Here is a 26414-nt window from a genome sequence, read left to right as displayed (position 1 = left end):
CGTTGCGATAAGTCAGTCGCTGTCGGCGTCGGTGCCTTGGGTGTCGAATCCGGCAGCCTCGCGCAGCGCTTGCAGCATCGCCCGCGCACCCGGTGAGAGCCTGTCGCCGCGCCGTGTCACGATGCCCGCCGGTCCGAGCTTCAGATCGAGTTCGAACGGTAGCGGTTCGAGCGCGCCGGCAATGCAATACGGCCGCACTGGTTCGCGCGCAAGCGGCGCGATCATATCGCTCATTTGCAGCAGACTCGTGATGACAGGCAATGATGAGCTCTCGACTACATCCGTCGGCAACGCGAGCTGCCGTTCGAGAAAAAGTTGCGTGAACTGATTGCGCATGACGTTGCCTTTAGGCGGCAGGATCCACGTTTGCGGCGCGAGTTCGTTCCAGCTCAGAGTCTTGCGCTTGGCGAGCGGATGGCCAACGCGTGCGAACAGCGCGTGCTGCGCTTCTGCGAGCGGAGCGTAGTGCAGTTCCGCCAGGTCGTCCGGATTGCGGATTCGCGCGACGATCATATCCAGCTTGCCTTCCTGAAGACGCTGCACCAGCACCTCGCTGAACTCCATTTCGATGTTGACGCGAATCTGCGGGAAGCGCTTCTTGAGCAGCGCGACGGCCTTCGGCACGAGGTTGGTGGCCGCTGTAACCTCGGTGCCGATCATCGCCTGTCCGGTCAGGCCGGCTTTGAGCGCGGACACTTCGCCGTACGCGTGCTGCAACTCCGCCAGCACGCTGCGCGCATGGCGGATCAGCACCTCGCCGTACCAGGTGGGCTCGACACCGCGCGGATGCCGCTCAAACAATTGCACCCCCATGGTTTCTTCCAATTCACGCAACAACTTGGTCGCCCCGGGCTGCGTCATGTATGCGGCCTCCGCCGCGCGCAAAACCGAGCGATGGATGTCCAACTGAACGATCAGGGCTAATTGGCGCGTCTTTAGACGCGTGGGGTCGAAGCGTCCCGTCGCGGTGGCGCCCACGCCCTTATCAGGATGAATGGCCGAGGTCACGATGTCGTCTCCATGTATTCCGTATCGATATAGATTTTGAGTTATTTTTCATTATAAAAGAATATCGATCGATTCTACTATGCAGATGACGTCTCGCATTCCGATGCGGGGCGGATTCCATCATGGGCATCGAGACCGGCTGCATCCGGCATTCGCGCAGGCAGCCGCACAGGAGACGAAGACGCAATGAACACCCGTACCGCAGACATCCCGCCGGAAGGCATCACTACCGACGAGTTCCTCGGCCGCGTCGCCAAGGTCCGCAGCGCACTCGACAAGGCGGGCCTGGTCGGTCTGCTCGCCTTCGGCGATTGCTGGCGTGGCGCGAATATCGGCTACTTTACCGAGTTCCGTCCGCTCGACGGCGTATCGGACATCGCCAACGCGATCCTGCTGCTGCCCGTGGACGGCGACCCCGTGCTGTTCGTGTCCGATCAATGCTTCGACTACGCGACCAGCGTGACCGCCTTCGAGGTGCGCAGCCTGCGGGACGTCACGCAGCAGGTGCAGGCATTTTCGGCACGGCACCGCAGCGGCACGGTCGGCCTTGCCGGCGCCGCCTATATCCCGGCGGACCTGTTGCAGCGCCTGAACGCCGGTCTCGGCGAACTGAAGCTCGAACCGACAATGGTGCTGGCCGAAATCAAGGCGATCAAGAGCGACGCCGAAGTGGCGTTGATGCGCAAAGCCGCCGCCCTGACCGATTCGGCGATGGCCGCGATTCGCGACGCGCTCGCCGACGGCCGTCCCTACACCGAGCGTGAACTCGCTTTGATCGCCGACCGCGCGATGCTCGCGGGAGGAGCGGACCGGACTGCGTTCGATTCGATGGTGCAATCCGGTCCGCGCTCGGCGTATAACCTGGCGCGCCCCACCGACCGCATCCTGCAATCGGGCGACCTGATCATGACCGACATCGGTGCGCGTTATCGTGGGTACGTAGCCGATGGCGGACGCGGTTTTACCTACGGTCCGGCGAATCCCGAGAAGATGTCGATCGTCGCGGCAGCGGCGCGCGCGGTTGAAGCCGGGCTTGCCGCCGCGCGTCCCGGCATGGCGGCCCTGGAACTGAACGCGGTGATCCAGCAGGCGCTGGTGAAATCGAACTACGAGCAATACTCAAGCGAAGCGCGCGGCCATGGCACCGGTCACGGCACCGGCATGGACCCGGAAGAAGAAGCGCCGTGGATCGGCCCGGGCAACAAGACCGTGTTGCAGGAAAACATGGTCTTTACCCTGAAGGCGACGATCACGGTGCCGAACGTCGGCGGCCTGCGCACGGAACGTATCGTGCGGTTGACCTCGGGCGGCGTCGAAACGCTCGACCAGTTCCCGATGGAACTGCACTGGTGAGTGCAGCGAATTTATCGTAACGTGCCGGCGGATCCGCGCCGCCGTCACGCAGCAGTGCAAGACATAGATTCCCAGAGAAGGGAGGAGACATGAACACATCGCCCATTTCATCCGGCAACGCGCCGGTTATCAGCCGGTCGGCCGTCAACCGTGTGCTGGTTGCTTCGGTGGTCGGGACCGCCATCGAGTGGTACGACTTTTTTCTGTATGCCACCGCTTCGGCGCTGGTCTTCGCCAAACTGTTCTTCCCCTCGTTCGATCCGGTGGTCGGCACCATCGCGGCGTTCGGCAGTTTTGCGGTCGGCTATCTCGCACGGCCCTTTGGCGCCGTGTTCTTCGGGCACTTTGGCGATCGCATCGGACGCAAGGCGACGCTCGTCGCGACGCTGACAATCATGGGCGTCGGCACCTTCGTCATCGGCCTGCTGCCGACTTACGCCTCGATCGGCGTCTGGGCGCCGATCCTGCTGGTGGCGATGCGCTTCCTGCAAGGGCTCGGCGTCGGCGGCGAGTGGGGCGGCGCGGTGCTGATGGTGGTCGAAACGGCGCCGGCCAGCAAACGCGGCTTCTTCGGCGCGTTCCCGCAATTGGGCGTGCCGCTCGGATTGATGCTTTCGACCGCGGTGTTCAAAGCCGTTTCGAGTCTGCCGTCAGACGCGTTCTATTCATGGGGATGGCGCCTGCCATTCCTGCTGAGCGTGGCGCTGATCGCGATCGGCCTGTTCATCCGCTTGCGCGTCATGGAGTCGCCGGTATTCGAACAGATCAAGGCGAGCAAGCAGGTCGTGAAGGCGCCGCTGATCGAATTGCTGCGCCGGCATCCGAAAGACCTCGTGCTGACGATCGGCACGCGCTTCGCGGTCGACATCACTTTCAACGTGATCAACGTGTTCGTGCTGGTCTATGGAACGACGCGGCTCGGCTTGTCGCGTGGACTACTGCTGAACGCAATCATCCTGGGCTGCGCGTTTGCGCTGATCACGCTGCCGCTGTTCGGCAAACTGTCGGACGTGATCGGACGCCGGACCGTCTTCATGCTCGGAGCGGTGTTCGTGGCGATCTATGGATTCGCGTTCTTTCCGCTGCTTGAGACACGCAATCCGACCTTGATTTTCGTGGCGTACGTTTGCGGTATCGCGTTGAGCCAGGCGTCGGTGTACGGCGTGCAATCGACGTGGTTTGCCGAACTGTTCGGTACGCGGGTGCGTTATACGGGTGCCTCGCTGCCGTATCAGATTGCCGGCATCATCACGTCGGGACCGACGCCATTGATCGCCACCTATCTGTTCGCCACGTATGGCCAGACGCTGCCCATTTCGATCTATATCGCGGCGACGGGATTGCTGAGTCTGGTGTGCGCGTTTTTCCTCGCTGAGACTTTCAGGCGGGATCTGTCGGCAGAGCCGGAAGATGAGGCGGCCGCTGCTCTCAGCGCACGTACGTCCGCACACTCACCGCATCCTCTGCCGCGCTGAGCGCAAATCGATCCGGCTGCTCTGCTCCATGCAGAGCGGGCCGGAATCGTACAGACCCGCTCACGCGAAGACCGCCTTATTGCATGGCGGCCCGCGCTGTAGCGGCGGATTCGAAAGTAGCTTGCGCCCGGCATGACGGGCGCTTTGCTTTGTGGTTTCGCGATATCGAATCGCCAAAGCGCCGAATCGCCGAAATGCCGTGGATCAGAACAGGCTGAAGTCGTCGTTGCTATCGGGGATGGCGTTGAGCACGTCCCGCAGCGCGCGCCAGCCGACCCATCCCGCAAGATTCGCCGACATCGCCAGCCAGCGCGACGCGTGCGTGCTCGTGCGCGTCGTCGGCGCTCGATGTTGGGCTTCGACCTTGCGCGCGTCGAGCGAGGCACGGAGCAAAGGGCAGGCAGGCATGCAGTGTCTCCTTCTCAGCGAGCGGTGCCGTCGGCAGTTGCCGCAGCCGCGGCCACGCGCGGCAGAATCGCCGCGAATACCTCCGCTAGGGTCGTTGCGCCGAAACGCCGCTCGCTGATGCCGGCTTCAACGTCGATACGGCCCGCGTTATGCGCGTCATAAAGTTCGGTGATCAAACGCGCATGGTGTTCGCCGAGCCCCGCGCCTTGCAGCATCGCGGCCCATTCGCCGCGCGGCACCTCGCGCGCGACGACGGCACGGCCCGCCAGTTCGCTGAGCGTGCGCGCCACGTCCAATGCGCTGGCGCGCTCGTCGCTTTCTATGCTCACCACGCGCGGCGAGACCGGCTGCGCGCCATCGTCGAGCAACAACTCGGCGGCGAGCGTGCCCACGTCCTGTGCGGCGACAGTCGGAAAGCGCTTGCTCAACGGATGATGCAAACTCGGCAGCGCGCCGCTTGCGAGCGCGAGCGGCAGCACACGCGCCCAGTTGTGCATATGTTCGGCGGCGCGCAGAAACGTCAACTGCGAATCGACCGTTCGCAATTGCGTTTCAAGCTCGTGAAACAGCGTGGTGATGCCCGTGCCGGCCGGATGTTCCGCGCCGTAGTCGGAGAGCGCGACAATGCGCGGCGGCGGATCGACACGCAATGCCGCGACGCTCACGTCGATCATGCGCCGCATTGCCTGCGCGCGATCGGCGTGCCCACGCGGCAGCGGACATAGCAGCTGCACCGCATGCGCGCCTTCGATGGCGCGTGCCACCGTGGCGGCGTCGAGCAGATCGGCCACGACGACTTCGCAGCCGAGTTCCGCGAGGAATTCGCCCTGTTGCTGATCGCGGACCACCGCGCGCACGTCGCGGCCCGCCCGGCGCAATGCCGCCGCGCTTACTTTGCCGACATTGCCGGCGGCTCCAAAAATCACGAACACGTTGCGCTCCCTGGTTGACTCGGTATGACCTCATCTTAGGGACGCAGCGGCCAGAAAGCGCGCGGGCAAGGATTGCGCCGCGCAGATTCGGATGACGGTTTTCGCATGCCGCACCGCAGCGGAAGCGTTGAATCACGTAGAGTCGAGCGAAGCCGCGCAAAACGCCGCACAATGCAGACTTACTCGCCGTCACCCACGAGGGAAACAATGAATGCAGCGATACCGACACCAGTAGGGCAACCGTTGCCGCATAGCGGTTCCCGTCTCGCGTTGCGCTCGAGCAGGCTGCTCGGCTGGCAGGGCTTCGGCGCGGAACTGGTCAACGTGTCGGCCGGGCTGCACCGTATTCCCGCGTTCAGTTACCACCGGGTGGGCGTGCATGTCGGTGCGCCGGTCAGGGCGCGCTGCCTATGCAACGAGCGGCGCCACTCGCGAATCCAGGCGCATGGCGACGCCGACGTGATTCCCGCCGGACTCGACGGGCAGTGGAGCGACGAAACCGCCTGCACGATTTTCAGCGTGTGGATCAGCGAGGCGTTTGCGCAGCGGACCGTCGAGCAACTGTCGTTGAAATCGGCCGATGCGCAATTGCGTCCGCAATTCCAGATGCGCGATCCGCGCTTCCAGCATCTCGCGTGGGCTTTGCGCGCCGAGCTCGAAGCGGACGAACCATCCGATCCGCTTTACGCTGAAAGCCTGTGTACGGCGATGGTGGTGCGCCTGATCGGCGGCGCGCCGATGCTCGACAACAAGCGGCGCCCGCTCGCGCCGAAAACGGCCGCGCGCGTGATCGAGTTCATCGAAGCGCATCTGGACCAGCGGCTCACGCTAAGTGAGCTGGCCGCGCTCGTCGGGTTGAGCGTGCCGCATTTCAAGGCGCTGTTTCGCGAGACGCTCGGCATGCCGGTGCATCAATACGTGGTGCAGCGGCGCGTGGAGCGCGCGCGAACGCTGCTGCTGCAAGGCAAGCTCAGCGCGAGCCAGATCGCGCTCGATACGGGCTTCGCGCATCAGAGTCACATGGCGCATTGGATGGGCCGCCTGTTGGGCGTGACGCCGCGCGAGCTGATCCGCTCAACGGCAAATGCAAGCAGCGTTGTCGAGTTCGAATCGAACCAGGTCCGCAGCATTGCCATACCGCGATAGCGCCTTGAGACGGCGCAGTGCGCACAGCCCCACACGTTCGAGGCCGCGCGCCGCAGAAGCGGAAACGCAAACCGCAGTGCAGCCGGGCCATTAACCCGGCGCCGCGCCCGTCAACTGCGAATACACGTCATGTGAAAGTTGCAGCAACTCCTTGCGGTCGATTCCTCCCGACACCGCATAGCCGAAGTCGCCATCAATCCAGTAGAACACGTTCACCGGGCCGTCCTGATACAGCTTGAACGCCGTTGTATTCGAGTTCTGCTGGCGGCGCGAAATGCACAGCGTGACGCGCTCGCCGTTCGGCCCGCGATACATGAATTGCGCGGTCGGTCCATCGGCACCGGGCAGCAGGCGCCCGCCCGAGAGGTTGAAGCCGCTCTTCGAGAGAACCGGCGGATGCACATTGGTGCCGAGCCGGTTGGCGAGCCACTGCACGAAATCCTGTTCGTGGTCGTCGGTGCTCAACTCGGTCGGCCGGTCGACGGCGGGCATATAAACCACATGCGCCACCGCCGCCTGGCGCGCGAACATTTCCGAGCTGTCCGCACTGACAGGGCGCGTGTCCGAGTGGCCGCCCGCGACCGGCGCGATCACGTCCTGGCCCATATGCGTGCCCACGCCGATGCCCACGCCCATCACCAACGCCGCCGCCATCCCGGCAAAGTGCGGCCAGTTGGCGGCAATCCGCCAGCGGCGCGGCGCGGGCGCTTGCAGGCGCTTCGGCACGGGCTCGTTCAGCACGCGGTCGTAGCGCTCATGGAACATGCTGTTCAGCGAAAAATAATCGCTGACGCGCGCGGCCAGCTCGGGATTCTGTTCGAGCGCGCGCTCCACATCGGCACGGCGTTCGTCGGACAGCGTGCCATCCACATACGCATGCAGTTCTTCTTCGCCGATCGGCATAGTCTGGTCGCTCATCGCACCACCTGTAATTTTGCACCGGGCTGCGTGCCCGCCATCAACGCCCGCAAGCGTTCGCGTCCGCGCGACAGCCGCGACATCACCGTGCCGAGGGGAATGTTCAGCGCAAGCGCCACGTCGGCATAGCTCATTTCCTCGAGGCCCACCAGCAGCACGACTTCGCGCTGCTCCATGGGCAGGCGCTGCAACGCGTAGTCGAGGTCGCGCATTTCCAGCGAACGGGTCTGCTCGGAGGGCACGGCGAATTCGCTCTCGGACACGCTTTCGTCGTCGACGGCCACGTGGACGGCGCGCGCCGACGCCTTGCGCGCCTGATTGGCGAACACGTTGTGCATGATCGTAAACAGCCACGCGCGCAGGTCGGTGCCTGGCTGGAACATGCCGGTGCGGCCGAGCGCGCGCTCCAGCGTGTCCTGCACCAGATCGTCGGCGAGGTCGCGATTGTTGATCAGCGCTCGTGCGTAGCGCCGCAATCGCGGCACATGTTCCATCAACTCGTCACGGACATCCATTTTTTATCCCAGTCGTGGGGTTTTCCGCGGGCAGGGAGGCGTACTGCTGTCGCGCGAAAAGACGCATTTGAGATGCGAACACGGTTGCGCGCGCTTTATTCCGCCGCCGTGTCTGAGGTCGTGAATTGCATGCTGTATCCATCACGTCGTCATCGCAAAGTCATCGCATGGTCATCGCGTCGGCGGCGCGCATCAGGCCGTGGGTGCGGGCGTCGCCGGCGAGCACGAAACGCTGCCGCTGCGCGGTCCACAGCAACAGGCGAATTGCGCCGATGCGTCTGGCGGACCACTGCGCCTGCGTCGGCGCGAACAGCGCCAGAGCCGACAGCAGCACGACCGGTTGATTGTCGCCGTTCAGATAGATGAATTCGCTGACCCGCTGCAGCGGTCCCAGCGCCACCACGCGCCGGTCCACGAGGCGCAATCCGATCGCCGAGAGATTCGGCGCGGACGGATCGACGCGCGTGGGCGATGCGGCTGAAAGCTGGCCGGCGGCGCTTTCCGCGAGCGCCATCACCGCGGCGTTGTTCAGCGCCTGGGCGGACACCTGGGTGGCGGCGAGCCAGCCGCTCGCCACCGCCAACGTCAGCGCGAGCGCCGCCAGCGCGTTGAGCCACTTCCGCGTGCGTTTTGACATGTCGATGCGCTCCGGCACGCGGCGCCACCCTTCGACACGGCCCGGCACAGGTTCGTCAGTTGTTTGAAAAGCCTGCTGGATCTGCGCGTTCAGCCTGCCGTAAAACGCCACGCGGCGCGCCTCCGCCGGATCCTTGCCCAGATACTCCCGCAGAAACGCGGCGCGCTCCGGCGTCAGCGTGCCGTCGGCGTAGGCCTGAATGTCCGCTTCGGAAAGCGGCAAATCGGAAGGGGCGTCAGTGTTCATGGTGTCGGCGTGCGTCGAAGTTCGGCTGTCGAGGGGCGAACACGCACACACCCCAGTTTATTCCATATGTTTCGCACGCCAATTTCTACGCCGCCAGCGCTCGCGCGAGCGCATCTTAGTGCAGCCCTCACCGCGCCGGCCGCACGCGAGCTAACCCGGTTGCACGTCCGTTTATTCCCGCTTTCGAATATGTTTTTTCTCTCGCGTCGAGGCAGGAATAAAAGCCGCGGACCCGTGGTTCTCCCTCATGCAAACCCGCACAAAACTCATTGGAGTTCATCATGAAGAAGATCGCTTTCGCCGCATTGTCCGTTGTCGTTCTCGCTGCTTCGTCGAGCGCTTTCGCGCAAGGCAAGACGCGTGCTGAGGTGTACCAGGAATTGATCCAGGCCCAGCAGAACGGCCTGAACTACGTCACCGATGCCTCGTATCCCGACGTGAGCCCGGTGTTCGCGCAGCAGGTCGCGCAGCACAAGGAAGCACTCGCGAAAGAAGCGGCAGCCACCCCCCGCGTCGCGAATCACGACGCGCAAGCAGGCAGCGTCAATTGAAGTGGCGATACCCGGCGCGCAACCGGAACGGGCGCGCCGGATATCGAATGGAATAGATCGCTGCATCGTGTGTTTGCCCGGTAAGCGTACCTATCCGACAGAGGAGTCTTCGTGGCAAAACCATCCGTTCCCAATCCAGCGCCTGCCTGCGTGCCTTGCCGACTCGCCGTGATCGGCGCGGCCGTGCTGGTGCTCGCCGGCGGCTTCGCTTACACAGCAGGCTGGCTGACGCCGGCGCGTCTCACCGCACCGCGCATCGTCAATACATTCGAATCGGTGGCGGGGCAGCCGCATCCCGGTTATCGGCGCAATCATGCGAAGGGTCTGTGCATTGAAGGCTATTTCGACAGCAACGGCGAGGGCGCGGCGCTGTCCAGCGCGGAGGTCTTCCCGGCCGGCCGCACGCCGGTCACGGGACGCTTCGCGGTGCCCGGCGGCAATCCGTCCGCGCCGGATACCAGTTCGCCCGTGCGCAGCCTCGCGTTGCTGTTCCAGTTGCAAAACGGCGAACAGTGGCGCACCGGCATGAATTCGACGCCGGTGTTCGCGGTGCACACGCCCGAGCAGTTCTATCAGCAACTGAGCGCCGCGAAGCCCGATCCGGCGACCGGCAAACCGGACCCCGCGAAACTCAAGGCGTTTTACGCCGCGAATCCCGAAACGCAGCCGTTTCAGGCGTGGGTGAAGGCGCATCCGCCTTCGTCGAGTCTGGCGAATGCGGCGTACTACAGCATCAACGCATTCCGTTTTACCGACGCCGCCGGCAACACGCGCGCGGTGCGCTGGGCGATGGTGCCCGAGACGCCGTATGCTCCGATCACTGATGCCGAGAAAGCCGAAAAGAATTTCCTCGGTGCCGACCTCGATCAGCGCCTGCAAAACGGACCTTTGCGCTGGCATCTGATTTTGACCGTCGCGAAACCCGGCGACCCCACCGACGACGCCACGCTGCAATGGCCCGACGATCGTCAACATATCGACGCGGGCACGCTCGTGATCGATCACACGACCTCGCAGGCGAACGGCACGTGCCGCGACGTCAACTTCGACCCGACGATCCTGCCGGCGGGCATCGAGCCGTCGGACGATCCCTTGCTCGCCGCGCGTTCGGCGGCGTATGCGCTGTCGTACCAGCGCCGCACGCGCGAGGAAGCCTTGCATCCCGCGATTCATCAAACCCAGACAAACGGAGATCACTCATGAGTTCGACGCGCACCCATTTCAGTCCGCTCGCGCGCCTGTTGCACTGGACGATGGCGCCGCTGATCATCGCGATGCTGTTCATCGGCGTGGGCATGGTCGCCACCGTCTCGCGCGCGCACGACACGCTGATCGCGATTCACCGGCCGCTCGGCATTGCGTTGCTGCTGCTGGTGCTGCTGCGTGCGGGCGTGCGCATCACCAGCAGCAGTCCGCGGTTGCCCGACGATATGCCCGCGCCGCAGCGGCTCGCGGCGAAGGCCTCGCATCTGCTGCTGTATGTGTTGATGGCCGCCATGCCGTTGATCGGCTGGGCGATGCTGTCCGCCGCGGGTTATCCGGTCACGCTCTACGGTCCGCTGCATCTGCCGCCCATCGCGCCGCAAAATGTCGAGTTGTTCGCGTTGCTGCGCGCGTTGCACACGTGGCTCGCATTCGCTTTGTTCGCCACCGTGCTGCTGCATCTCGCGGCCGCGCTGTTTCATGGGCTGATCAGGCGCGACGGCGTGTTTTCGAGCATGGCGCGCGGCGAGCGCTAGTGCTTCTTTAACGCTTCACGCGTTCCGAGCGCGGGTCGTAAGGCGCCTTCAGATGCAGCGTGGCCGGAAGCAGTTCGCCCGCAACGTCGATTGCATAGCTGCCGCTGTTCAGATACGCCGCATCCGCAGCGCCGGCGGGATTGTTCACGTAACCCATTGCCACCGGACAGCCGAGCGTGTGGCCGAACGCCGCCGAACTCACGAAGCCCACCGGCTTGCCGTCGCGCAGAATCGCTTCGCCGCCCCACAGCATGCGATCCGCGGCGCCGTCGGCGGTCAGCACGACCATGCGGCGGCGCAGCGGTTCGGCGCGCAATTTGAGCAGCGCGTCGCGGCCGCGAAATGCAATGTCCTTGTCGAGCTTGCACGCGAACGCGAGGCCCGCTTCGAACGGGTTCGTATCCGGCGTGAGTTCGCGGCCCCATGCACGATAGCCTTTTTCGATGCGCAAGGAATCGATCGCGTAGTAGCCCGCGTTGACGAGGCCGAATGCTTGACCCGCTGCGTGCAGCGTCTCGTACACGCCGACCGCGAATTCCACCGGCACGTACAGTTCCCAACCAAGTTCACCCACGTACGTGAGGCGCGTGGCTCGCACCGTCGCATAGCCGAGGTCGACCTCGCGGCTCTGGCCGAAGCCGAACGCTTCGTTGCTCCAGTCCGCTTTCGACACGCTTTGCAGCAGTTCGCGCGAACGCGGGCCCATCACGGCGAGCACCGCATATTGGCCGGTCACGTCGACGAGCGTGCAGTGCCTGTCGTGTGGAATCAATTTTTCGATGCTGTCGAAGTCGCGCGTGCTTTGCGCGGTACCGGTGACGAGCAGGTATTGATCGTCCGCGAGCCGCGTGAGCGTGAAGTCGGATTCGTAACCGCCGCGCTCGTTGAGCATGGCGGTGTATACCGTGGTACCAGTCGGCACATCCACGTCGTTGGCGACGATGCCTTGCAGCACGCTTTGCGCGTCGCGCCCCTTGACGAGAAATTTGGAGAACGACGTCATGTCGAACAGCGCGACGCCTTCGCGGCACGCGCGGTGTTCGGCGCCGCTCCACGGCAACCAGTTCTGCTGGCCGAAGGCGTACTCGATCTTCGCCTCGTCAGGCGAAGGCGCGAAAAAGTTGACGCGCTCCCAGCCCATCTTGCTGCCGAAACACGCGCCTTCGTCACGCAGCAGCGAATACAGCGGCGAGCGGCGAAACGGCCGCGCGCTGTCGAGTTCGCGATTCGGCCAGGGCATCGCGTAGTGCAGGCCGAGCGTTTCCTTCACGCGGTCGTGCAGCCACGTATCGTTGCCGTTGAAGCGCGCGAAGCGGCGAATATCGACCGGCCACAGATCCATGGTCGGCTCGCCCGCGACGATCCATTCCGCGAGCGCCATGCCAGCACCGCCCGCCGACGCGATCCCCATCGAATTAAAACCCGCGCCGACGAAAAAGCGCCGCAGTTCGGGCGCTTCGCCCAGCATGAAGTTGTTATCCGGCGTGAACGATTCGGGGCCGTTATAGAACTGCTTCACCTGCGCCGTTTCCAGCGCGGGCACGCGCTGCAATGCATTTTCCATCAGGATTTCGAACTGATCCCAATCATCCGGCAGCAGTTGAAACTCGAAATTCTCGGGGATGCCGTTCATGCCCCACGGTTTCGCGTCCGGCTCGAAGCCGCCCATCACGAGGCCGCCCACTTCCTCCTTGAAATAGATGAAGCCGTCCGGGTCGCGCATGACCGGCAAATCCGGATGCACGCCGGCAATCCGTTCCGTGACGATGTAGTAGTGCTCGGCCGAGTGCAGCGGCACGGTCACGCCGCACAGGCGCCCGACGGCCTTGGCCCACTGGCCCGCGCAATTCACGACGATGTCCGCGCCGAGCGTGCCTTCCTCGCCGTCCTTGTTGCGCCACGCGAGGCCGCTGACTTCGCGCGCGCCGTTCGCCTTGCCGTCCTGCGCGGTGCGCGTATGGATCGCCGTAACGCGGGTATTTTCGACGATGCGCGCGCCGCGCTGGCGGGCGCCGCGGGCGAGGGCCTGGGTCAGATCGGTGGGATTCGCCTTGCCGTCGCCGGGCAGCCAGACGGCGCCGAGCAGGTCGTCGGTGCGCATTACCGGCCACAGGTCGCCGGCTTCGCGCGGGCTGATCACGTCGCAGGCCACGCCGTAAGCGCGCGCGACGGCGGCGGTGCGTTTCAGTTGTGTCATGCGCTCGGCCGTGCGCGCTACCGAGAGTGAGCCGCATTGCTTCCAGCCGGTGGCGAGGCCGGTATCGGCTTCGAGTTCGGCATACAGCGCGGTCGAATAGCGGATCAGCTTCGTCATGCTTTCCTGGGCGCGCAACTGGCCGACGAGACCGGCCGCGTGCCAGGTCGTCCCGCAGGAGAGTTGCCCCTGTTCGAGCAACACCACATCGGTCCAGCCCAGCTTCGTCAGATGGTAGGCGACCGAGCAGCCGATGATCCCGCCGCCGACTATGACGACGCGAGCGTGAGTAGGAATGGATGTGGGCATGTGTGGAAATGCGTGGATTGAGTGCCCGTAGGTTGCCGCAAAAAGACACGGAATGCAACGAACCCGCAACCGTGTTGTGATTGGGGCGGCGTCATGCAATGGACATACGACCGTGTTTTAAAACGTAGCTGTCGCACCAAGGGCGTGTTTCCGAAGAACCGGACTCGCCGTTACCACCGCCAAGATGTGGTTTTGATTGGAAATGTGTGGCTATCCAACCCCGCGAACCGTGTCTTTTGCTAGACTCCACTGAACCATCACCGCCCAATCGCCATGTTTTCCAACCAGCGCCAAGCCGAAATCCTGCGACTCCTCCGCGAGCAGCGCACCTGCACGATCACGGATCTCGCCGACCGTTTCGACGTGTCCGACGAGACCATCCGCCGCAATATCAAACCGCTGATTGCGGACGGCCTGCTGATCAAGGTCCACGGCGGCGTCATGCTGCCTGAGCGGCTCGACGAGCCGCCGTTCCAGCGGCGCATGACGGCGAGCCAGGAGGGCAAGCGGGCGATCGGCGCGCGCATCGGCGAACTGGTGCGCGATGGCGATTCGCTGATTCTGGAGGGCGGCACGACCTGTCTGCATATTGCGCAGGCGCTCGCCGCCCGCTCGCGGCTCACCGTCGTGACCCCTTACATCGAAGTCGCGCGCGTGCTGGCGCCGCGCAATGGCAACCGGGTTTTCATCACGGGCGGCGAGTTGCGGCCGGACGATTGCGCCGCGGTCGGCGACAGCGCGCTGGCGTTTCTACGGCAGTTTCACGTGCGCTACGCGATCGTCTCGGTCACCGCGATCGACGTGCAGGGGCGTTTCATGGACGCGCTGCCCGCCGACGCTGCATTTTCGCAGGCGGCTTTCACTCAGGCCGAACGCCGCGTGGTCGCGGCGGATCACGCGAAATTCGGCCACAGCGCGCTGGTGCATGCATTCGGTGCCGACGCCGTCGATCTGCTGGTGACGGACGAAGCGCCGGCGCCCGCACTGGCTCAGGTGTTCGCGGCGGCGGGGGTGGATGTGGAGGTGGGCACACAAGCAATTTCGTCCAACGCGTAAAATGGCCGGTTACCACAGGCAATCGATGCCGCACAGACAGTCACCGGCCGCCGCCCTTCGCGCGCTGCCGGGCTGATTCTGTCCGCGCGCTTGCCCAAGCCGGCTTGAATAGGATTGGACGCTGATGTCGTCAGTTTTCTTTGATCGGGAACGGATTGCAGAGTGGCTCGGGGACCATACCGTCGCCAAGGCGCGCTCGGTCGGCCCTGTCAGCAACGTGAAATGGCACGGGGCGACCCTCAGCGGCGACGTGCAGGGCACCCAGCCGATACCGTACAAAACGCGGGTGCAATTCCGCACCGACGGCGGTTCGCCCTGGGCGCAGGGCGACTGCTCGTGTCCGGTCGGCCGCAACTGCAAGCACGTCGCCGCGCTGCTGTTCGCCGAGCTCGAGTATCACGACGAGATGGACCATATCACCGAGGTCGAACTGGACGATGGCGAGTCCGCGGGCGATCTGCCGCCGAAGCGGATTGCACACATGGGGCACATGGGACAACCGTCGGGCGTGCGGCCCGAACTGGTCAGTTGGCTCGAACGTTTTCGCGCGCGGGCCGAGGCCGCGGATGCCGACGCGCAGAAGGCGAGCGCCCCACGCACGCAGACGCTCGCGTACCAGCTGAACTGGTCCAGCTTCCACAAGCGCCACGAGGTGGTGCTGCACCGCGCGCGCTGCAATGCCGCCGGCGCGGTCGTCGCGGTCGACGAAGCCTGGGGCAATGTGGAAGCGGCGCTGCTCAAACAGCCGAAGTTCGTCTCCGACGAAGACCTGTCGATCCTGCGCGGTCTGTGGCTTGGCCGCTCGCGTGAGGATTTCGGCCAGTTCATTCTGCGCGGCACGAGCGGCGCGGAGACGCTGCAAAAACTGATCGCGACGGGGCGGCTGTTCTTCGACTTCAAGCCCGCGCCCGGCGAGGCCGGACCGACCGCGTTGTCGCGCGGCGCCGACCGGCCCGGCCGGATCGAATGGGAGCCGCTCGCCGACGAACGTCTGCGGCCTGTGCTCTGCACCGAGCCGCGCGCCAGCATGGTGCTGCCGACCGAGCCGGTCTGGTACGTGGACGGCGTTGCGAATGAGGCGGGCATTGTCCAGTCGTCGCTGCCGTTCCAGCAGTTGCCCGATTATCTGGCCATGCCGCCAATCTCGCTCGCCGAAGCGCCGCTGGTCGCCTCGGTGCTGCGCGAGATCGCGCCCGAATTGCCTCTGCCGCCCACGCAAGACGCGTCCGCGATTCGCGTGATCGACGTCGAGCCCGTGCCGGTGCTCTCGCTCAATAGTCACGCGCTGCCGTCGTCGGCGGGCAAGGCGGGGCTGCGGCAGACCGCGGCGGTCGAACTGGCCGGCGTGAGTTTCGATTACGACGGCGTGAGCATCAACGTGGACAGCAGTGTGACGCTCGTGCCGATGCCGGGCGGCGATGTCATTCATATCCGCCGCCGTTACGAGGCCGAGAAAAAACGTCTGCTCGAACTGCGCAAGACCGGTTTGCAGAAGGTGCCGACCAGCCGGGTCTACGCCTCGCGGTTGCTGCCCGACACCATGCTCGGCTTGCCCGATGCCGAGGCGTGGTCGGCGTTCGTCAACGACGCCGTGCCGGAGCTCGTGAGCAAAGGCTGGCGTGTGACGATGGCGCCCGAGTTCCGCTACAACGTGATCGAGATCGACGCGATCGAAGGCACCGCGCATCAGGCCGGCGACGGCTGGTTCGATCTGGAGATGGGCATTCGCATCGGCGAGCGCAACGTGCGGCTCGAACCGTTGCTCGCCGACCTGTTCCGGCGCGACCGGCGCTGGCTGGGCGGCGCGCTCGAAGCCATCGCCGACGACGAGCCGATCGAGTTGAAGACCGAGGAGAACAAGCGTCTGCGTTTGCGCGCCGATCGTCTGAAGCCGGTGGTGCGCGTGCTCGTGGATCTGTTCGACACGCTCGGCGGCTCGCTCGCGGACGGTGCGCCGCTGCGCGTGGCATCCGTCGACGCCGGCCGCCTCGAAGCGCTGAACGGCACCGGCCGTTGGCAATTCCGCGGCGACGATTCGATCCGCCAACTCGCGCAGCGTCTGCAAGCCGGGCCGGGCCTGCGTGAAGTCCAGGTGCCGCGTGGGCTGAAGGCCGAACTGCGGACCTATCAGCAGCAAGGCCTGAACTGGATGCAGTTTCTGCGCGAACAGAATCTCGCCGGCGTGCTCGCCGACGACATGGGCCTCGGCAAGACCGTGCAGACGCTCGCGCATATCCTCGCGGAAAAAGAAGCGGGGCGTCTGACACAGCCGGCGCTGATCGTCGTGCCGACCACGCTCGTTCACAACTGGCGCGAGGAAGCGCGCCGCTTCGCGCCCGAACTGAAAGTGCTGGTGTTGAACGGACCGCAGCGCAAGGAGCGCTTCGAGCAGATCGGCGAACACGAACTGATTCTGACCACGTACGCGCTGCTGTGGCGCGATCAGAAAGTGCTCGCCGAACATGAGTATCACTTGCTGATTCTCGACGAAGCGCAGTACGTGAAGAACGCCACTACCAAAGCCGCGCAGGCGATTCGCGGGCTGCGCGCGCGGCATCGGCTGTGTTTGACGGGCACGCCGCTGGAGAATCATCTCGGCGAGCTGTGGTCGCAGTTCGACTTTCTGTTGCCGGGTTTTCTCGGCAGCCAGAAAGACTTCACCAGGCGCTGGCGCAATCCGATCGAAAAGAACGGCGACGGCGTGCGCCGCTCGTTGCTCGCGCGCCGTATCCGCCCGTTCATGCTGCGCCGTCGCAAGGACGAGGTCGCCAAGGAGTTGCCCGCCAAGACCACGATCCTGTGCTCGGTGGATCTCGAAGGCGCGCAGCGTGATCTTTACGAAACCGTGCGCACGGCGATGCAGGAGAAAGTGCGCGCCGCTGTCAGCGCGCAGGGTCTCGCGCGCAGTCACATCATCGTGCTCGACGCTTTGCTGAAGCTGCGCCAGGTGTGCTGCGATCCGCGACTCGTCAGAACGCTCAAGGCAGCCGGCGAGGCGGGCGACGGGCCTGAAAAAGCCGACAGGACAAGCAAGGTCGAGAAGGGCGCGCGCGCCATGCGTTCGGCCAAGCTCGACCTGCTTCTGTCCATGCTGCCCGAACTGATCGAGGAAGGCCGCCGCGTGCTGCTGTTCTCGCAGTTCACCGGCATGTTGTCGCTGATCGCGCAAGCGCTCGAAGAAGCCGCGATTCCCTATGTGATGCTCACCGGCGACACGACGGATCGCGTCACGCCGGTCGAGCGTTTCCAGAAGGGCGAGGTGCCGCTGTTCCTGATCAGCCTGAAGGCGGGCGGCGTCGGCCTGAACCTGACCGCCGCCGACACGGTGATCCACTACGACCCGTGGTGGAACCCGGCCGCCGAGAATCAGGCGACCGACCGCGCGCATCGGCTGGGCCAGGACAAGCCGGTGTTCGTCTACAAGCTGATCGCGGCGGGCAGCATCGAGGAAAAGATCGTCGAGTTGCAGGAGCAGAAGGCCGGGCTCGCCGACAGCATTCTTTCCGAAGACGCCGCCGGGGCCGCCAAGTTCTCGGACGACGACCTCGACGCGCTGTTCGCGCCGATACCGGAAATCGAAGGCGGCCGGTAGGAACCGGCAAGCCGGAAAGCCATCTCGAAACGTCCGGCGCGCATACCGCGCCGCGCGACGTTACGCCCGCTCGCGGGCGCTCAAATATCTCCACATTTGACGCTGGCATGAGCGCAAGCGTGACAAATCGTCAAGGAACGCCCTGTTCCCGGCGCCATCGTCAACGCTTTGTCCTGACACTCGTTGAACACGCGACCGTGAAGCGGTCAGTCAACGCAGTTCGTTAAGGAAATAACGTCCATGAAGAAGCACATTTTCGCCGCTACCGTCGCGGGTTTGTTCTCGATCGGCGCATTCGCCCAGGCATCCACGCCGGTCGGCGTCTCGTCGCAAGCCGGTGTGGCTACGCAGGAGGCCTCCGCGCCGGCTGCGAAGCATCACCACAAGAAAAAGCATCACAAGCACGCGCATCACCATCAGGCTGCTTCGGCGGCCGGCGGCGCGCAAAACGCGCCGTCGAATGACGACGCGGCGCCGGCTAAGCCGTAAGCATCGCCCGACGATGTGACGAAGTGGGCCGGCGCAAGTCGCCGGCCCGCATCGATTGACCCGGATCTCCCCGATGAAAACCTGTACGTCCCGCTTTGCCAGATCGGGCTCTTCCATGCTGTTCGCGTTGTCGCTCGCCGCGTCGTTGACAAGTTGCGCGCTGCCCGTGTCGCCGGCGCGCTCGACCCATGTTGACGATGCAGCGCCGCTCGCGCTTGCACCTTTGCCTGCGCCGGTGACCACTTCGCAAGTCCCGGCGGGCTTCTACCGCGTCAACCCCGGCGACACGCAGATCGGCGTCGCCAAGGCGTTCGGCCGCGAGCCTTCGGCGCTCGCGCAGTGGAATCACCTGTCGCCGGCGGATGGCCTGCGCGTCGATCAGGTGCTGCGCGTCGCGCCACCGCCTGTGGCCGGCGCACCGGGCATAACCGGCGCTCCGTCGAATTCGCTCGCACAAGCGCGTGCCATCTTCGCGGATAGCTCGAGCGAGCCTGCGTCCGCAAAGGCACGACTCGCGTGGCCGGTGAGCGGTCTCGTGAGCGCGCCGTTCGTGGCGGGCAAGACGAAGGGGATCGTGATAGGCGGGCGCGTCGGCGAACCCGTGCGGGCGGCGTCCGGCGGCCGGGTTGTCTACGCGGGCGGGCGCATCGCGGCGTACGGCAAGCTGATCATCATCAAGCACGACACCGATCTGTTGACGGCGTACGGCAACAACCGCGCGTTGCTCGTCAAGGAAGGCACGGCCGTCAAGGCAGGCGACGTGATCGCCGAAATGGGCGCCGACGACAAAGGCCAGGCGTCGCTGCGTTTCGAAGTGCGCGCGGATGGCAAACCGGTCGATCCGCTCAAGTACCTCCCGAAGCGCCAGTAACGCGGCGCGCTCGCGGCCTCGCCGCTCATCCGCAGTGACCTCGAACTCGAACGCGACGCGGCGCTTGCCATGGCCAGTGCGCCGCGCGACGTAATGCCTATGACTTCCTATCTACATTGCTTTGCGGCAGGCCGGCGCGCGCCGGCAGTTCTGCTGCTCGGCGTGCTGCTCGCGCTCGCCGGATGCGCGCAACCGGGCGCGGGTCGCGATTCGCTGAGCGGCCGCGCTGCCGTCGATCGCCCCGGTTACGACGCAACGCGGCACGCAGCTCAAACGGGCGACAGCGGCGACACCGACGCATCGAACGCATCGGACACCGCGAGCGACGCGCCGACGCCCGATCCAGCGGCGAACGGCGATGCCGCATCGTCCACGCACGCCTGCGCCTGCGGCAACAGCTTCCGACAAACCGGCATGGCAACGTGGTACGGCAAGCAGTTCCAGGGACGCCGCACTGCGAGCGGCGAGCGCTACGACATGCACGCGCTTACGGCAGCGCATCGCACCTTTCCGCTGGGCGCATGCGTGCGGGTGACGGCGCTCGGCGGTGCGCGTTCGGTGATCGTTCGTATCAACGATCGCGGACCGTTCGTGCGTGGCCGGATCGTCGATCTATCGTACGCCGCCGCGCAGGCGCTCGGTATGGGCGCCGCGGGCAATGCGCAGGTCACGCTGGAACGCATCGCGACAACACGCCGCTGCCAGAAAGCCGGCGCCTGAAGCCGAATCGCGATGACGAAAGGGTTACGGCTGAACATGTGAGCCGATCGATTAAAGACAACCGTAAGACTCCGACAATCGCGCAACTGTAACAAAACCGCTGCGTATGTAAATTCGCCGCCGCGGGCGCTTCAATTCATACTATTTTCAGCGCATAGGCTCAAGCTCTCTCCTCCGCGGAAATTACGTCCGACGTAATAACTACCTCACTGCCAGTTACAAAGGCAGTTCTTTCATCTTGAGCGCAATTTTCTGACAGGCTAATTTAACTTCACTCGTGTGGCTAGACCCCGGCGAGCGTGTGATGTTTTGGGCGGCGTCGGCCTTCGGATTGAGGCCGCGCCGCATTTTTTTGTCCGGACGGCGAGTCCTGCGGTTTAACAATTCTTAAACGATTTATTTTGAGACTGTTCCTATACTGACTCGCAAATTGTCAAATCGCCACGAGCGGAATGCAGGACGCGGCGTGAAACGACAACGGCGAGCGGGGCCAATCACCGCGCAAGCGAGACCAGCCGACCCGAACCACGACCCAAGCGGTCGATACCAATAATGGCATCGCATAGCCGGACCGGATAGCGGCTTAACCGCATCCGAAAAGAGCGGTCGTTTTTCGATTATGATGACCTTCCCCTCGATACCCGGCGCGATAAAGCGAATCGCGCGTCCTAATACCGAGATGGCGGCGGGCAGGCCTGAAAGGGCGCAAGGCAAGGGACCATAAGTCGAAAAATGTGCAGCCGAAGATGAAATTGGAAGCCGGATCGTCGGTGCTTACGCCGTCATCCCGGTCATCTGCCGGCTAACCGGCCACCAGTTACGAAGAATGTCGCGTTGCGGGGTGTTATGAGAATTGCTGTCCTGGATGACGATTCGGCTCAGGCCGACCTGGTTTGCCAGACACTGTCGGCGGCGGGCCATATTTGTCACGCATTCGGCGCGGGCCGTGAACTGGTGCGGCAACTGCGGCGCCAGACGTTCGATCTGCTGGTGCTCGACTGGAACGTGCCCGACATGTCGGGCGAAGAGGTGCTGCGCTGGGTGCGCGAAAGCCTCTCCGAGCGCTTGCCGGTTCTGTTCATGACAAGCCGCGGCCGCGAAACCGACATCACGTCGATTCTCAACACGGGCGCGGACGACTATGTCGTCAAACCGGTGTCCGCCGCGGTCTTGCTGGCGCGCGTCGGTTCACTTCTGCGCCGGGCGTACCACCTCAAACCGCCCGCGGCGAAGGAAGTCTTCGGCGAATTCGAATTCGATCTGGGCGCCAAGCACGTGGTGGTGCGCGGCACGACGGTCGCCGTCACGCAGAAAGAGTTCGAACTCGCGCTGCTGCTGTTCCAGCATCTGAGCCGGCCGCTGTCGCGCGCGCATATTCTCGACGTGATCTGGAAGCAGGCGACCGACATTCCGTCGCGCACCATGGACACCCACGTGTCGATGCTGCGCAGCAAGCTCGGCCTGCGCCCGGAGCAGGGCTACCGGCTGACGCCGATTTACGGCTACGGCTACCGGCTGGAACGAATCGATTGCGCCACGCCGCCGGCGGCGCCCGGCGAACGCCCTGAAGCGGGGGAGGCGTGACGGTTGCCGTCGCTGGGGCGGCACGCGGCAGTCTGGTTTCGCCGGGCCGCCGCAGCGGCGTATGGCTCGCGGCGGCCGGCCTGCTCGCGATGACCTGTTTCGCGCCGGTGTCGGCGTCCGCGCAAGCGTCGCACGCGTCGCGCGCCCCCAAGCCGCGTGCGAAAGCCGTCGCGCCCGCCTATGTCTCGTATCTGACCCACGCAGGCGACACGCTCTACGAGATCGCCGGCCGCTATCTGCGCGACCCGAGCGATTGGACCGTGCTGAGCCGCCTGAATCATGTGCCCGCGCCGCGCCGCATGCCGGCCGGTATCGCGCTGCTTCTGCCCGCCGACAAGCTCAAACAGGAACAGGAATCCGCTCGCGTGATCGCGACCAGCGGGCCGGCCGAGCACGCGTTCGGCAAGAACCCCTACGTGCCGCTCGCTGAAGGCACGACGCTCGGCGAAGGCGACCGTGTGCGCACGGGAGACAACGGTTTTGTGACGCTGGAATTGCCGGACGGCTCGCACGTCACGGTGGGGCAGAACGGCTTGCTGGATATCGGCACGTTGAGGCGCACCACGCTGACCGGCGCCGGCGATCGCCTGCTCGAACTGCGCAATGGTGAAGTCGAAAGCCAGGTCACGCACGCGACCAAAAAGGACGACCGCTTCCAGATCCGCTCGCCGTCCGTTGTGGCGGGCGTGCGCGGCACGCGCTTCAAGGTCGCCTACGACTGCGGCGCGCAAACCACCGCAGTGCAAGTGCTGGACGGCGCGGTCGGCGTCGACCCGGCCGCGCTCGGCGCTCGCGCTTTTGCGCCGCCGCCCGGCATGCCGCTGCAGGCCTCCGCGCAACTCGTGAAGGCACGCTTCGGCAGTGTGACGCAGGGGGGCGGCGCGATCGGCGGCCCGGTCGAATTGCTGCCCGCGCCGGCGCTCACGCAGCCGGCCAAGGTGCAGGACGGCAAAACAGTCGCGTTCGACCTCGTGCCGGCCGACCGCGCGGTGGCCTACCGCGTGCAGATCGCGCGCGACGCGGACCAGCTCGACCTGATCCGCGACCGGCGCGTGAGCGAGCCGCATGCGGATTTCGGCGACCTGGCCGACGGCACCTACTTCGTACGCATTGCCGCGATCGACGCTCACGGCCTCGAAGGCTTGCCGCAGGTATATGCGTTCGAACGCCGCCAGCTCGGATTGGCCGCGTCGGCGACGCAGCGGGCCGGCAGCCGCGACTACGAATTCCGCTGGTTCGTCAGCCGCGCCACGGTCCAGACACGCTTCCGTTTCGTGCTGGCGAGCATGGCCGATCTGCGCCATCCGCTCGTGGATCGCACCGATCTGTCCGGCGGTCAACTGAGCGTGAGCGATCTGCCGCCGGGCGTCTATTACTGGACGATCGTCGCCGAGCAGTTCGAGAACGGCCGCTTCTATGAAAAGAGCAGTGCGGTGCGCTCGTTTACGCTTGCGCGCTGACGCTGGTAGATTCACGGGGCTGAGCCATGCATCAGCCCGCTTCCTGGTTTCGAACCAAGCAACCCTTTGCCGACCACTCCTACGCGCCTGAGCCTCGATCCGCGCGCCCGTCTCGGACGGCGCGCCGGCCGCCGCTTCCTGATCGAATGGGTGGGTATCGGCTGTCTCGGCATCGTGGTGATTCTGCTCAGTTCGCTCGGCCGCATGAGCGCGAGCGTCGATCACCTGGTCTATGACCGCTTTCTGAGCCTGCATGCGCCGCCTCTGCTGCGCGATATCGTGGTGGTCGAAATCGACAACGCAAGCATCGCGCAACTCGGCCGCTGGCCATGGCCGCGCAGTGTTCACGCGAAGCTGCTGGAACAGATCGCCAGCGCGAAACCCGCCGCGGTGATCTACGACGTGCTGTTCACCGAAGCCAATCCGCAAGACGCCGACCTCGCCCGCGCGATCGCGCTGAGTCCGACCTATCTGCCGATCCTGCTCACCGCGCCCGATGACAGCGGCCGACGCGTCGTGGTCGAGCCGGTGGCGCCGCTCGCGCATGCGGCGGCGGGCTTAGGCCATATCAATCTCGAAGTCGACAGCGACGGCATCGTGCGCAGCGTCGCGCGCTACGAGGGCGATGCCGATTCGCGCTGGCCGCAACTGATGGTGCCGGTCGCCCAGGCGGTGGAGCACGGCTCGCTCCATCTGACAGGCTCGCGGCGCGGCCCCGTTTTGCCCGCAGCCGAAACCGACCCCGCGACCGACGGCGCCGGCGAAGGCCGTTTCCTGATCCCGTTCGGTCACAACGCGCAGAACTACACGAAGCTGAGTTTCGCGCGCGTGCTGGCCGGCAATGTGACGTCGGAGCAGTTGCGCGGCCGCATCGTGCTGATCGGCGTGACCGCGTCCGGCTTGTACGACCGTTTCGCGACGCCCGTGTCCGGTGAACTCGGTCCGCTGCCCGGCGTGTATATCCACGCCAACGTGCTCGACACGCTGCTCACCGGCCGCGAGATCGAGCCGGTCTATCCGTGGATGCTGTTCGCGGTGTCGCTCGCGCCGCTTGCCGCGTTGCTGGCCGGATTTCTCGTACTGTCACCGCGCCGTTCGTTGCTGTTGACCGGCGCACTGTGTCTGCTCGCGGCGGCCGGCAGCGCCGCCTTGCTGTACGGCGCGCGGCTCTGGATGTCGCCGGTGCCGGCGATCTTGGGTCTGGTGGCCGTGTATCCGATCTGGAACTGGCGGCGCCTCGAAATGACCATGGCGTATTTGCGCGGAGAACTGCAGCGTCTCGCCGACGAACCCCATCTGCTGCCGGAAACCCCGCAGCGCCGCCGCGAGTTCGGCGGCGACGTGCTGGAGCAGCACATGGCGCTGATGGCGCAGGCCGCGCAGCGCGTGCAGGACATGAAGCGTTTCGTGTGGGACAGCCTCGACAGCATGCCCGAGCCGATCCTCGTGAGCGACGTGCGCGGCGTCGTGCTGATCGCCAACCATGCTGCCAAGGCGCATTTCGCGCGGCTCGGCGCGCCGCTGCCCGAAGGCCGGCCGATGCAGGACGTGCTGGGCGGCTTGACCCTCGTAAAGACGATCGACACCGATGCGGCCTCCGATGCCGAAAACAATCTGCTCGCCCGCACGCACTGGCCGGCGCCGCTCGATCCCACGCGCCATGAATTCGCCGCGCTGATGGCGCATGGCGTCGAGGTGCGCGACGCCCACGAGCGCGATCATTTGCTGCGCTACGCGAACTGCACCAACGAGCAGGGCGAGACGACCGGCTGGATTGCGGGCCTCGTCGACGTGTCGGCCTTGCATGCGGCCGAGCGTCAGCGGGAAGACGCGCTGCGGCTGCTCTCACACGACATGCGTTCGCCGCAGGCGTCGATTCTCGCGCTGGTGGAGATCGAGCGTGCCCGCCGCGAGCCGGTACTCGCGCGCGGCGTGCTCGAACGCATCGAACGCTACGCGCAGCGCGCGCTGACGCTGGCCGACGACTTCGTGCAACTGGCGCGCGCCGAATCGCAAACTTATGTGCTCGAACCGGTGAGTCTCGCCGAGTTGCTGATCGACGCGAGCGACGAAGTCTGGCCGCAGGCGCACGCCAGGCGCATCACGCTGCACACGGAGACCGGCGCTCCCGACGACGGCCATTGGATCTGCGCCGACCGTTCGCTGATGACGCGCGCGCTCGTCAACATTCTGAACAACGCGGTCAAGTACAGCCCGCCGGATACGCGGATCGTGTGCAGCATTGCGAGCCTGACGCCGAAGGGCGTGCCGGCGGCGACGCGCGTGTCGTGCACGATTCGCGATCAGGGCTACGGCATTCCGAAAGAGCAGCAGGCCGGGTTGTTCGAGCGATTCCGGCGGTTTCACGAAACCGAGCGGCCGGAAGTGGGCGGCGCCGGGCTCGGCATGGCCTTCGTCAAGACGGTCGTCACGCGCCACGGCGGCGATGTCGAGGTGGCAAGCGAGCCTGGCCAGGGCACGGCATTCACGATCTGCCTGCCGGTGCTCGAAGACGCACAGTCGAGTGCCTCGTTCACGCCGCGCCCATGACATATGAACACACACCTTATCGAAGCGAGAAGATGGTGAAAGCACTCCTGATCTGTGCCGCGCTGGCCGCGGCAAGTCTCACCGGTTGCGCGGGTCTGAGCGCCGACGTGCATACCGCCGGCGCGGGGAATGCGGCCGCCGCGCTGCAAGGCGAGCGGACTTACACGATCGCGCGCATGCCGTCGCAAGAAGTCAGCGCGGATCATCCGCAGTTCGAGCGCCTGTTGGCGGACGAGTTGGCGAAGGAGGGCTTTGTCGAAACGAAGGGCGAGGCGGCGCGTTATCTGCTCTCGGTTGCCTACGACACGCGGCCGGCGACCATCGGCGTCAATGAAAACGGCTGTACATCAACCGACTGCCGGCGCGGGCCCGCTGCGCCATTCTCTCTGTTCGGCGGTCCCGCGTACCAGCATGCGCTGACGCTGCGGTTTTTCGAGCGCGCGAGCGGACAGGAAGTCTATAAGGTGAGCGCGGTGAGCAGCGACCGCGACGCCGATCCGCTGCATGCCATGCCGACGCTCGTCAAAAGCGCGCTCGCCAGGTTTCCCTTCGATGCGCCACCCGATTGGCGCGTGAAGTTGCGCGCCGACGAAACTGGCGGCGTGCCGGCCGTGATGTCGGTGAAGCCGCTTCAGCCGTAAGGGCTGTAACACGCGTCGAG

At 65.2% G+C, this 26414-nt stretch carries 22 protein-coding genes; 15 read left to right on the top strand and 7 right to left on the bottom strand.

Annotation, left to right across the window (positions count from 1 at the left end; translation table 11 throughout):
- Positions 1 to 12: 12 nt before the first annotated feature.
- Positions 13 to 1008, bottom strand: coding sequence for a LysR substrate-binding domain-containing protein (locus B0G81_RS12285; RefSeq protein WP_134135748.1), 996 nt, complete (start codon positions 1006 to 1008; stop codon positions 13 to 15).
- A gap of 186 nt (positions 1009 to 1194) precedes the next feature.
- Between B0G81_RS12285 and B0G81_RS12280 the strand changes: the two genes are divergently transcribed.
- Positions 1195 to 2361: a Xaa-Pro peptidase family protein gene (locus B0G81_RS12280; protein ID WP_134135744.1), complete on the top strand. Its 1167-nt coding sequence runs from the start codon at positions 1195 to 1197 to the stop codon at positions 2359 to 2361.
- Between the two features lie 89 nt (positions 2362 to 2450).
- Positions 2451 to 3836, top strand: coding sequence for an MFS transporter (locus B0G81_RS12275; protein ID WP_134135740.1), 1386 nt, complete (start codon positions 2451 to 2453; stop codon positions 3834 to 3836).
- Positions 3837 to 4040: 204 nt separating this feature from the next.
- Here the strand turns inward: B0G81_RS12275 and B0G81_RS12270 are convergent, their stop codons facing one another.
- Together B0G81_RS12270 and B0G81_RS12265 are read right to left on the bottom strand one after the other, a co-directional pair.
- Positions 4041 to 4244 (bottom strand): hypothetical protein, encoded by a 204-nt coding sequence (locus B0G81_RS12270; RefSeq protein WP_134135739.1) that lies wholly within the window; start codon positions 4242 to 4244, stop codon positions 4041 to 4043.
- Between the two features lie 14 nt (positions 4245 to 4258).
- Positions 4259 to 5176 (bottom strand): NAD(P)H-binding protein, encoded by a 918-nt coding sequence (locus B0G81_RS12265; protein WP_134135736.1) that lies wholly within the window; start codon positions 5174 to 5176, stop codon positions 4259 to 4261.
- A 207-nt stretch (positions 5177 to 5383) separates the two neighbouring features.
- Between B0G81_RS12265 and B0G81_RS12260 the strand changes: the two genes are divergently transcribed.
- Positions 5384 to 6322 carry an AraC family transcriptional regulator gene (locus tag B0G81_RS12260; protein WP_134135733.1) on the top strand — a complete coding sequence of 313 codons (939 nt, stop codon included), beginning with the start codon at positions 5384 to 5386 and terminating at the stop codon, positions 6320 to 6322.
- A gap of 90 nt (positions 6323 to 6412) precedes the next feature.
- On the opposite strand, the gene B0G81_RS12255 is transcribed toward B0G81_RS12260, so the two are convergent.
- The 3 genes from B0G81_RS12255 to B0G81_RS12245 form a co-directional block, all read right to left on the bottom strand.
- Positions 6413 to 7240 (bottom strand): anti-sigma factor, encoded by an 828-nt coding sequence (locus B0G81_RS12255; RefSeq protein ID WP_134135729.1) that lies wholly within the window; start codon positions 7238 to 7240, stop codon positions 6413 to 6415.
- Positions 7237 to 7755 carry a sigma-70 family RNA polymerase sigma factor gene (locus B0G81_RS12250; RefSeq protein WP_012426855.1) on the bottom strand — a complete coding sequence of 173 codons (519 nt, stop codon included), beginning with the start codon at positions 7753 to 7755 and terminating at the stop codon, positions 7237 to 7239. The genes B0G81_RS12255 and B0G81_RS12250 overlap by 4 nt, the downstream gene beginning before the upstream one ends.
- Positions 7756 to 7915: 160 nt before the next feature.
- Positions 7916 to 8638 carry a transcriptional regulator gene (locus B0G81_RS12245; RefSeq protein ID WP_134135726.1) on the bottom strand — a complete coding sequence of 241 codons (723 nt, stop codon included), beginning with the start codon at positions 8636 to 8638 and terminating at the stop codon, positions 7916 to 7918.
- 281 nt (positions 8639 to 8919) lie between these two features.
- Here B0G81_RS12245 and B0G81_RS12240 point away from each other — a divergent pair, with 281 nt between their 5' ends.
- The 3 genes from B0G81_RS12240 (at position 8920) to B0G81_RS12230 (ending at position 10928) form a co-directional block, all read left to right on the top strand.
- Positions 8920 to 9189, top strand: a complete 270-nt coding sequence (locus tag B0G81_RS12240) for a DUF4148 domain-containing protein (RefSeq protein WP_116144640.1) — start codon at positions 8920 to 8922, stop codon at positions 9187 to 9189.
- Between the two features lie 111 nt (positions 9190 to 9300).
- Positions 9301 to 10392 carry a catalase family peroxidase gene (locus tag B0G81_RS12235; RefSeq protein WP_134135722.1) on the top strand — a complete coding sequence of 364 codons (1092 nt, stop codon included), beginning with the start codon at positions 9301 to 9303 and terminating at the stop codon, positions 10390 to 10392.
- Positions 10389 to 10928, top strand: a complete 540-nt coding sequence (locus B0G81_RS12230) for a cytochrome b (protein WP_134135718.1) — start codon at positions 10389 to 10391, stop codon at positions 10926 to 10928. The genes B0G81_RS12235 and B0G81_RS12230 overlap by 4 nt, the downstream gene beginning before the upstream one ends.
- 7 nt (positions 10929 to 10935) lie before the next feature.
- Here the strand turns inward: B0G81_RS12230 and B0G81_RS12225 are convergent, their stop codons facing one another.
- Positions 10936 to 13431: an FAD-dependent oxidoreductase gene (locus B0G81_RS12225; RefSeq protein WP_134135715.1), complete on the bottom strand. Its 2496-nt coding sequence runs from the start codon at positions 13429 to 13431 to the stop codon at positions 10936 to 10938.
- 273 nt (positions 13432 to 13704) lie between these two features.
- On the opposite strand from B0G81_RS12225, the gene B0G81_RS12220 reads away from it, so the two are divergent.
- From B0G81_RS12220 to B0G81_RS12180, 9 genes are all read left to right on the top strand, one after another.
- Positions 13705 to 14487, top strand: a complete 783-nt coding sequence (locus B0G81_RS12220) for a DeoR/GlpR family DNA-binding transcription regulator (RefSeq protein WP_134135713.1) — start codon at positions 13705 to 13707, stop codon at positions 14485 to 14487.
- 124 nt (positions 14488 to 14611) lie between these two features.
- A complete protein-coding gene (locus B0G81_RS12215) occupies positions 14612 to 18079 on the top strand; it encodes a DEAD/DEAH box helicase (RefSeq protein ID WP_134135709.1) in 3468 nt (1155 codons plus the stop codon).
- A gap of 240 nt (positions 18080 to 18319) precedes the next feature.
- Positions 18320 to 18568 (top strand): hypothetical protein, encoded by a 249-nt coding sequence (locus B0G81_RS12210; RefSeq protein WP_121310450.1) that lies wholly within the window; start codon positions 18320 to 18322, stop codon positions 18566 to 18568.
- Between the two features lie 73 nt (positions 18569 to 18641).
- On the top strand, positions 18642 to 19439 hold the full coding sequence (locus tag B0G81_RS12205) for a peptidoglycan DD-metalloendopeptidase family protein (RefSeq protein WP_134135704.1): 798 nt from the start codon (positions 18642 to 18644) through the stop codon (positions 19437 to 19439).
- Positions 19440 to 19538: 99 nt separating this feature from the next.
- Positions 19539 to 20159, top strand: coding sequence for a septal ring lytic transglycosylase RlpA family protein (locus tag B0G81_RS12200; protein ID WP_134135699.1), 621 nt, complete (start codon positions 19539 to 19541; stop codon positions 20157 to 20159).
- Positions 20160 to 21005: 846 nt separating this feature from the next.
- On the top strand, positions 21006 to 21743 hold the full coding sequence (locus tag B0G81_RS12195; protein WP_134135695.1) for a response regulator transcription factor: 738 nt from the start codon (positions 21006 to 21008) through the stop codon (positions 21741 to 21743).
- Complete coding sequence (locus tag B0G81_RS12190) at positions 21740 to 23203, top strand: FecR domain-containing protein (protein ID WP_134135691.1); 1464 nt, start codon at positions 21740 to 21742, stop codon at positions 23201 to 23203. The genes B0G81_RS12195 and B0G81_RS12190 overlap by 4 nt, the downstream gene beginning before the upstream one ends.
- A 66-nt stretch (positions 23204 to 23269) precedes the next feature.
- Positions 23270 to 25753, top strand: coding sequence for a CHASE2 domain-containing protein (locus tag B0G81_RS12185; protein ID WP_134135689.1), 2484 nt, complete (start codon positions 23270 to 23272; stop codon positions 25751 to 25753).
- Positions 25750 to 26394 carry a DUF4136 domain-containing protein gene (locus B0G81_RS12180; protein ID WP_134135687.1) on the top strand — a complete coding sequence of 215 codons (645 nt, stop codon included), beginning with the start codon at positions 25750 to 25752 and terminating at the stop codon, positions 26392 to 26394. Before B0G81_RS12185 ends, B0G81_RS12180 begins: the two co-directional genes overlap by 4 nt.
- Positions 26395 to 26414 lie beyond the last annotated feature (20 nt).

Origin of the sequence: Paraburkholderia sp. BL6665CI2N2, from assembly GCF_004366535.1 — a bacterium.
In the GTDB taxonomy this organism is placed as follows: domain Bacteria; phylum Pseudomonadota; class Gammaproteobacteria; order Burkholderiales; family Burkholderiaceae; genus Paraburkholderia.
This window is presented reverse-complemented; position numbering and strand designations above follow the sequence as displayed.